Here is a 7,362-nt window from a genome sequence, read left to right on the forward strand (position 1 = left end):
GATCGCATGTGGCGCTGTCGGCGTCTGATCATGGGGGTGGCGGCCGCGGCGGTCGCGGGCTGCGGGTCGGCGAGCGGACAGCCGGCGCAGCCTGGGATCGTGACCCCGGCAGCGACAGCGACGGCTACCGCGACGCCCTGCCAGGGGCCGTCGCCCGCTGCGCGCGCACCAGTCGGCGCTGCACAAGCGCTCAGCGTCATCCCCGTGCGTGTGCTCGCCACCGTGCCCGCCTCCTCCGCGGTGATGGACCTGGGCAGTGCTGCGTGCGTCAACGTCGGCGTCTCGCAACGGGTGTCGCTGCACGTACGGGCGCGCATTCCTCCTTTGCCGGTGGAGACATCGCCCACGGCACCGTTGCTGTCCGACATCACGGTGACGCCCGCGGTGCCGTCGTCGGTGACCGCCCCGCGCCCCGGGACATACACACTGACGTTCACGGCGCAGACCCCGGGGTCGACCGCGATCACCTACCTCGCGGCGACATGCACCCTCTCACCGGGAGCCTGCTGACCCTGGGCTGAGTCTGTTGTCCGCGGTGTGGTCGCGTCACCAATCGACACTGCCACGCATGACTGCGCTGGTTGGTGCCCTGAAGCGGCGGTCGGGACGGGTCATCGGACTGACGGTGCTCGCCGCGACGGCGGTGGCGGTGGGAGCGGTGATGACTGCGCGCGGCAGTGATCAACCGGTGCTCGCGACCACGCCGGCGCTGGCGGCTCCCGGCGCCGCGGCCACCCTGCTGGTGTTCGTCAGCGGAGCTGTGGCGCACCCCGGTCTCTACGAGCTGGCCACGGGCGCGCGCATCGCCGACGCCATCGCCGATGCAGGCGGTGTTCTCCCCGCCGCCGACCCCGGCAGGCTACCCAACCTCTCAGCGCTCCTCCACGACGGACACCAGGTCAACGTGCCCTTCGCCAAGACGAGCGGCGCGCGCGCATCGGCGCGGATCGATGTCAATGCGGCGGGGGTCGCCGAGCTGGAGACCGTCCCAGGCATCACTGCCGATCTCGCCCAGGCCATCGTCGACACGCGCGCGCAGTGGGGACCGTTCGCCGGTCTGGCCGACCTGCGCACGGCGCTCGGGCTCGACACCGCAACCGCGCAATTGATCGGCAAGCACCTCAGCTTCACGACCTCGCTGCCGTGAGCGCCGCCGGTCCGTGGAGGCTAGCGCTCTGTACGGCTGCCTTCTCGTCGTGCATCGCGCTGGCCCCGCTCGATGCACGCCTCGGAATCGCGATGGCCATCGCCACATGCGCTGTCGTCTGGGTCACATTTGCGAGCTGGCGGGTGGTGACCGCGTGCGTGGGCGTCGCGACGTGCTGTGTGGGGACGTGGCGCGGGGCCAGCGCATTCGCCGTCGACTACGGGCCGGCCGGCGTCGCCGGTCATCTCGGCCGCGGAGCGGTCGTCTTGCGCGGCACCGTCGGCGATGCCGGTGTGCCCGGCCGGGTCGACACCATCGTCGTCGATGTCCACGAGTTGGCAACGTCCGCTGGAACGTGGAGCGTCAGCGGCGCGGTGGTGGTCGAGCCACTCCACGCCGTCGACGTGCTGCCCGGCGACGCAGTCGACGTCGCCAGCGCCGACCTGCGCGCGCCTTCGCGACGTCCGGCAGCGCTGTCGGCCGCCGCGCTCGACCGTGTCGGGGTCACGGCCATCGCCACCGCCGCGCAGGTGACACCCACCGCTCCCGGCGGGCCAACGCCGGCCAGAGTCGCCCAGCAGTTGCGGCGCGTGCTCACCGCCACAGTGGCGCGGGCGTTGCCGGAGCCGGAGGCGACCCTCCTGCTCGGCGTGGCGTTCGGCATCCACGGCACCCTCCCCGGGTCGGTGCGCACCCCGCTACAGGATGCGGGCCTTATTCACATCGTGGCGGTCAGCGGGCTGAAGGTGGTGATGATCGCCGGGCTCGTCAACGGCCTGGCCCGGCGGCGGCGCTGGTCGCGTCGCCGTCGCACCGTCGCCACCCTGGGCGTGATCCTTCTGTACGTCGTGCTCAGCGGTGCCGGCGCCGCCGCCCTGCGCAGCAGCCTCATGGTGGGTGCCGGCCTGCTCCTCAGCCGCGACGGCCGCCGTCCTCACTCATTCGCGCTTCTCGGGCTGTGTGCGGCGTGTCTGCTGGCGGTCGATCCCGCGCTCGCCACCGACGTCGGTTTCCAGCTCTCCTTCCTGGGAACCGCCGGCATCCTCCTTCTCGGGGCGCCGATTGCCGCCCGCATTCCCGGACCGCGCCTGCTGGCGGAACCCTTTGCTCTCACCGTCGCCGCGCAACTGGCCACCGCGCCGGTGACGGCCGCCACCTTCGGCGTCCTGTCGCTGATCGGGCCGTTCGGCAACGCGATGGTGCTGCCTCTTCTCCCCCTGGTGATCACCGTTGGTGGGGCAGGGGCGCTTCTTGGCAGCGTGGTGCCGGCGCTGGGGTGGCTGCCACTGCAGGCGGGTGGGCTCCTCAGCGGCACCATCCTGGCTGTCGCCAGGGGCGCCGCCTCACTCCCCGGGTCGGCCCTTCACCTCCACCTCTGGCCGGCGGAGTGGACGGCCGTGGAACTGGCGGCGGCGGGGGCGGGCTGGCTGGTCTGGCGACGTCACGCGCGGCCGGCGCCGCTCGCTCGGTTCGTGCCGGCCCTGGCGGCCGCCCTGGTCGCAGCGTCGGCGACGACCGTCGCCGTCTCCAGCTTGGCCACAGAGCCGCTGCGGGTCACCGTGCTCGATGTCGGCAACGGCGCGGCGGTGCTCGTCCGCCCGCCCGGTGGCGGGGTGGCGCTCATCGACGGCGGCTCCGATGGCGCGGCGCTGCTGGCCGCGCTGGGCCGTGTCCTGTCCCCGCTCGATCGTCACCTCGACGCCGTGGTACTGACCGCCACTGACCGGGCCAGCTCGGCGGCCATCGCCAGCCTTCTCGGCCACTACGATGTGGGGACGCTGGTGGTCTCTCAGCCACTGCCCCCGGCGCTCGAGACGGTGGTCAGCTCGCTGGTGGGGACGGGAACCCGGGTGGTCGTGGCCGGGGCGTCCCCCTGGCGCTTCGGCGCCATCACCGGGCGCTGCGTCCCCACCGGTCCGGCGGCATCGGCGCCTTGCGTCGTGCAGCTGAGCGACGGGCGAGCCACCGTTCTGATCACGGCCAACCTCGCCCAGACGGCGCAGGACGAGCTCGCCAGCATGCTGGCCACAGAGCTGCGCTCCGACCTGCTGGTGGCGCCCACGTCCACCGCGCCGTCGAGCGCGCTGCTCGCCGCGGTTCGACCCGCCCGGGTGGCGGTGCCGGCCAAACGAAACCCGCCGGGGCTGAACGCGCTCGGGCTCGACGTCGCGGTCACCGGCAAGGACAGTGACATCGAGTACGACGCCGTGCCCGACGGAGGTTTCGCGCGCCCCGGCGGCTGAGCGGCGAGTCCCTTCACGTCTCCGTCTCGACGTCGTCATCGGCGCTGATCTGTACGTCGATGCTCTGGCCGGTGGTGATGGTGACCGGCCTCTCGAGGTGCCGGCCGCCGGGCAGCAACACGCGCAGCTCCCATGACCCGGCGAGCGGGTAGAAGCGGAATCGGCCGGACTCGTCGGTGCGCACCTCGGCTGTGAAGTCCCCCGAGGGGCCGATCAGCTGAACGTACGCACCTTCGACCGGTAGCTGCGCCGCGGTGACCCGGCCCTGCAGCCTCACCCCGAAGACGTTGTCTCGATGGGCACACCCACCAGCGAGCCGTACTCGGTCCACGAGCCGTCGTAGTTCCTCGCCTTCTCGATGCCGAGTAGCTCGTGCAGCACGAACCAGGTGTGCGATGAACGCTCGCCGATGCGGCAGTAGGCGATCGGCGCGTCATCGGCGCTCAGCTTGCCGGAGTCCAGGTAGAGCGCATGCAACTCGTCCGCCGAGCGAAAGGTGCCGTCCTCGTTGGCGGCGCGCGACCACGGAATGTTGACCGCGCCAGGGATGTGCCCGCTCCGTTGCGCCTGCTCCTGCGGCAGGTGGGCAGGGGCGGCGAGGGCACCGCTGTACTCCTCGGGTGAGCGCACATCGATCATGGGCGTCGTGCCGACGGCGGCGATGACCTCGTCACGCAGTGCTCGGATCGCTTGGTTGATCGGCTTTGCCTTGTAGGTAGTCGGAGTCGGGCTGGGCACGTCGGTGGCGAGGGGGCGCTGTTCCAGCTCCCACCTCTTGCGCCCACCGTTCATGAGGCGCACGTGGTCGTGGCCATACAGCTTGAAGTACCAGTACCCGTACGCCGCGAACCAGTTGTTGTTGCCGCCGTACAGCACCACCTCGGTGTTCTCGTCGATGCCGCGCGCGGCCATCAGCGCCTCGAACCCCTCCTGCGCGACGACGTCGCGAGAGTCCTGGCTCTGGAGCTCGTCGCGCCAGTTCAGCGGCAGCGCGCCCTGCAGATGACCACGCTCGTATGCGGCGGTGTCCTCGTCGACCTCGATGAGGTGGAGGTCCGCGCTGCCAAGGCGCGCAGCCACTTCGTCCGTCGAGATCAGGATGTTCGGTTTGGCATACTCCACGTCCAGCTCCTTCGTCGAGCGATCAGCCGTCTCACCCTAGCAGAGCGCCGAGGCCGAGCCCGGCGGACGTCCGGGCTTCGCCGCCGCACACAATTGTCCGGTGAGTGATGGTCCCGGACTCCTACTCGTCCACGGCGATGAGCCGCACCTCGTCGACGCCACAGTGGCGCGGTGGCGCGCTGCAGTGCACGCCGACGACATCGAGGTCATCGATGCGCCGGCGAGGCTCGAGCCGCTGATCGCCAGCCTCGTCGACGTGCCGCTCTTCGCGAGTGAACGGCATGTGCTGGTCCGTGACCTGCCCCAGCTGAGCGGTGCACGCCGGGGCACCGCCGGCGTCGACGAGCTGATCAGAGCGCTCGCGATGCGTTCTCGCACCACACAGGTTTGCTTCGCCATCCGCGCCACGGTGGCTGCCGGCAACCCGATCCTCGCGGCCATCCAGGCCAGCGGGGGCCAGGTGGTGCACCACCAGAAGCTGCGTCCCTCCGAGCGCCGCCAGTGGCTCGACACCGAGGTGAGGTCGCGCGGCCTGCGACTGCCGCCGGGTGGCACGGATCTCCTGCTTCGTTGCACCGCGGGTGACCTGGGCGCGATCGGCGGGGAGCTCGACAAGATCGCCGCCCACGGCGAACGCATCTCCACCGAGCAGTTGGAGCGCCTGGTGGCCGGCACGGAGCAGCTCGAGCTCTACAGGGTGTTGGATCTGCTCGCCGGACCGCAGCCCGCGGCGGGCGCCGCGCTGCTCACCGACCTCATCGCCGAGGGCCGCTCGACCCAGTACCTTCTCTCGATCCTCGCCGGGCAGATCCGCGACCTGCTCATGGTTCACGCGCTCCTACTGCGCGGACCACGCGGCACCGCGGCGCTGGCGTCGGCGATGCGCATTCCCGCCTGGCGGGCCGAGCGCGTGGTGCGCACCGCGCAGGCCATCCCCGCGGTGCTGGCGACGCGCTGGATGCACGAGTTGCAGCGGATCGACGCCGGCATGAAGGCGGGGGAGATCGACGACGCGGCCGCCCTGAGGCATTGGGGTCTGGCTGCCGCCGGCTCGCTCGCCGAGCGCCGCGAACGCCGCACCGCATGACCGCCGTCTCGCGAGTCACAGGGTCGCGTCGACCTCTGTGAGCCCAAGCGTCAGGCCGATGCCGGGAATCCGCGCACCCGCCACAGCGGCGTGAGGCGGATGGCCAGGCAACCGAGCGTTCCCAGCAGCGCCGTGATCCAAAGCGTCGCCGGGGCGCCGATCGCCGCCGCTAGCAGACCGCCGAGGAGGTTGCCGAGCGGCCATGCGCCCCAGAAGAAGGTGCGAAACACAGAGCTCATGCGCCCCTGCAGTCGCGTGGGTGTGAGCGACTGACGCAGCGTCACTTGCGCAATGTCGCCGGCCACTCCGACCGCGCCGCTGAGAAACAGCACTGGGAACATCACGGCAGCCGGCGACACGAACATTGCCAGCGGCACCAGGCCGATGACGGCGCTCGCGAAGCCGCTGGCGAGAGAGATGGTGCGACCCACGCCCAGCGTCTCGATGACGCGCGAGCCGACGAAGGACCCCATCATGGCGCCGACCCCGAGTGACGCCAGCATCGCGCCGAGCAGACCCGGGCTGATGTGCAGGCGATCGTACGCAAAGATGTACAGGGGCGCCTCATACGCGTGCGAGAAAACTCCGGCGGCCGTCAGGCACAGAAGCTGAGCACGAAGCGCCGGGATCCCGAATACGTGGCGCAGTCCCTCGCCGACCTCGGCGAAGAGGCGGCGTGGTGGGGCGGCCTCAGCCGGACGAGGCTCGGACTGTCGGATCGACAGGAGCGCGACCGTCGAGACAGCGAATGAGAACGCATCGACGAGCACCGCGCGTGCCGCGCCCACGGCCTGCACGAGCACGCCACCGAGCCCCGGGCCGATCGTCAGGGCCGCCGACCACGTCACCTGCAGGCGGCTGTTGGCCTCGAGCATCCGGTCGGCGCCAACAAGCCCCGGAACGTACGCCATGTACGAGACATCGAAGAAGACGGTGAAGACGCCCATCCCGGCCGCCGCCACGAAGAGCTCCCACAGTCGTAGCTCCCCGATGGCTGAGAGCACCGGGATTGCGGCGAGGATCAGCAGGCGCGCGACGTTGCTGCCGATCATCACCCGGCGGCGGCGCACGCGGTCGACGAGCGCCCCCGCGAACAGAGCCACGACCGGGAACGGCACCCGCTCCGCTGCGACCATCAGCCCGACCGCAGCCGGGCCCGCGTGAAAGGCAAAGATGGCCAGCGTGGGCAGAGCCAGGGTGGTGACCGCGCTGCCGATCTCGCTTACCGTCTGCCCGGCCCAGAGCAGAGCGAAGTCCCGCTGGCGCCAGACCGCCCGCCTCACCGCGGCAAGGCAGGCAAAGGGCGCCGGTCGCGGTGCGGGCCGGCTACTTCTTCTTGGGCTGGGCAGCCGCGCCCGAGCCTGCCGCCGCAGTCTTCGGCACGGAGGTCGCCTTGGCCGGCGACTTCGCCGCCGCCTTGGGGGCCTTGACCGGGGCCTTGGCCGCGGGCCTCTTGGCCGCCGTCGTGGCCCGTCCCCGTCCCTTGGCTCCTCCGGCTGCCGCTGCGCGCAGCTCGGTGGCATGCTCGCCACCCTCCGACGCCGCCCGGATCAGGCGCGCCGCCATGGCGGTGAGCCGCGACTTGCGGCGGTTCACGTTGTTGCGGTGGAGGATGCCCTTCTCGGCCGCACGGTCGAGGGCGCGCACCGCGGCCTTGAGCTGCTCCTCGACGTCGACGGTGTTGCCGGGTTCGAGGCTGAGCAGCGACTGGCGCGCCTTGCCGACGTAGGTGCGCACCGAGGACCGCACTCCGCGATTGCGGA

Annotated in this window: 8 protein-coding genes; 4 read left to right on the forward strand and 4 right to left on the reverse strand. The window is 71.4% G+C overall.

What is annotated here, in order from left to right; genetic code table 11:
- Positions 1 to 6: 6 nt before the first annotated feature.
- The 3 genes from JF886_RS10580 to JF886_RS10590 are packed head-to-tail and all read left to right on the forward strand — an operon-like array spanning position 7 to position 3,390.
- Entirely contained in the window at positions 7 to 510 is a 504-nt protein-coding gene (locus tag JF886_RS10580; protein WP_337312246.1) for a hypothetical protein, read from the forward strand.
- 58 nt (positions 511 to 568) lie between these two features.
- Positions 569 to 1,147 carry a ComEA family DNA-binding protein gene (locus tag JF886_RS10585; protein ID WP_337312248.1) on the forward strand — a complete coding sequence of 193 codons (579 nt, stop codon included), beginning with the start codon at positions 569 to 571 and terminating at the stop codon, positions 1,145 to 1,147.
- Positions 1,144 to 3,390 (forward strand): ComEC/Rec2 family competence protein, encoded by a 2,247-nt coding sequence (locus JF886_RS10590; RefSeq protein WP_337312249.1) that lies wholly within the window; start codon positions 1,144 to 1,146, stop codon positions 3,388 to 3,390. The genes JF886_RS10585 and JF886_RS10590 overlap by 4 nt, the downstream gene beginning before the upstream one ends.
- A gap of 13 nt (positions 3,391 to 3,403) precedes the next feature.
- Here JF886_RS10590 and JF886_RS10595 read toward each other — a convergent pair whose 3' ends face one another.
- Positions 3,404 to 3,667 carry a DUF1416 domain-containing protein gene (locus tag JF886_RS10595; RefSeq protein ID WP_337312251.1) on the reverse strand — a complete coding sequence of 88 codons (264 nt, stop codon included), beginning with the start codon at positions 3,665 to 3,667 and terminating at the stop codon, positions 3,404 to 3,406.
- Positions 3,664 to 4,512: a sulfurtransferase gene (locus JF886_RS10600; RefSeq protein ID WP_337312253.1), complete on the reverse strand. Its 849-nt coding sequence runs from the start codon at positions 4,510 to 4,512 to the stop codon at positions 3,664 to 3,666. Before JF886_RS10600 ends, JF886_RS10595 begins: the two co-directional genes overlap by 4 nt.
- 100 nt (positions 4,513 to 4,612) lie before the next feature.
- Between JF886_RS10600 and holA the strand changes: the two genes are divergently transcribed.
- Positions 4,613 to 5,599, forward strand: coding sequence for a DNA polymerase III subunit delta (gene holA / locus JF886_RS10605; RefSeq protein WP_337312255.1), 987 nt, complete (start codon positions 4,613 to 4,615; stop codon positions 5,597 to 5,599).
- A gap of 50 nt (positions 5,600 to 5,649) precedes the next feature.
- Here holA and JF886_RS10610 read toward each other — a convergent pair whose 3' ends face one another.
- Both JF886_RS10610 and rpsT read right to left on the reverse strand, forming a co-directional pair.
- Positions 5,650 to 6,882 carry an MFS transporter gene (locus JF886_RS10610; protein ID WP_337312257.1) on the reverse strand — a complete coding sequence of 411 codons (1,233 nt, stop codon included), beginning with the start codon at positions 6,880 to 6,882 and terminating at the stop codon, positions 5,650 to 5,652.
- Between the two features lie 43 nt (positions 6,883 to 6,925).
- Positions 6,926 to 7,362: 30S ribosomal protein S20 (gene rpsT / locus JF886_RS10615; protein WP_337312259.1), on the reverse strand; the 437-nt coding region annotated here is incomplete at its 5' end.

This window comes from Candidatus Aeolococcus gillhamiae, assembly GCF_016464765.1.
In the GTDB taxonomy this organism is placed as follows: domain Bacteria; phylum Chloroflexota; class Dormibacteria; order Aeolococcales; family Aeolococcaceae; genus Aeolococcus; species Aeolococcus gillhamiae.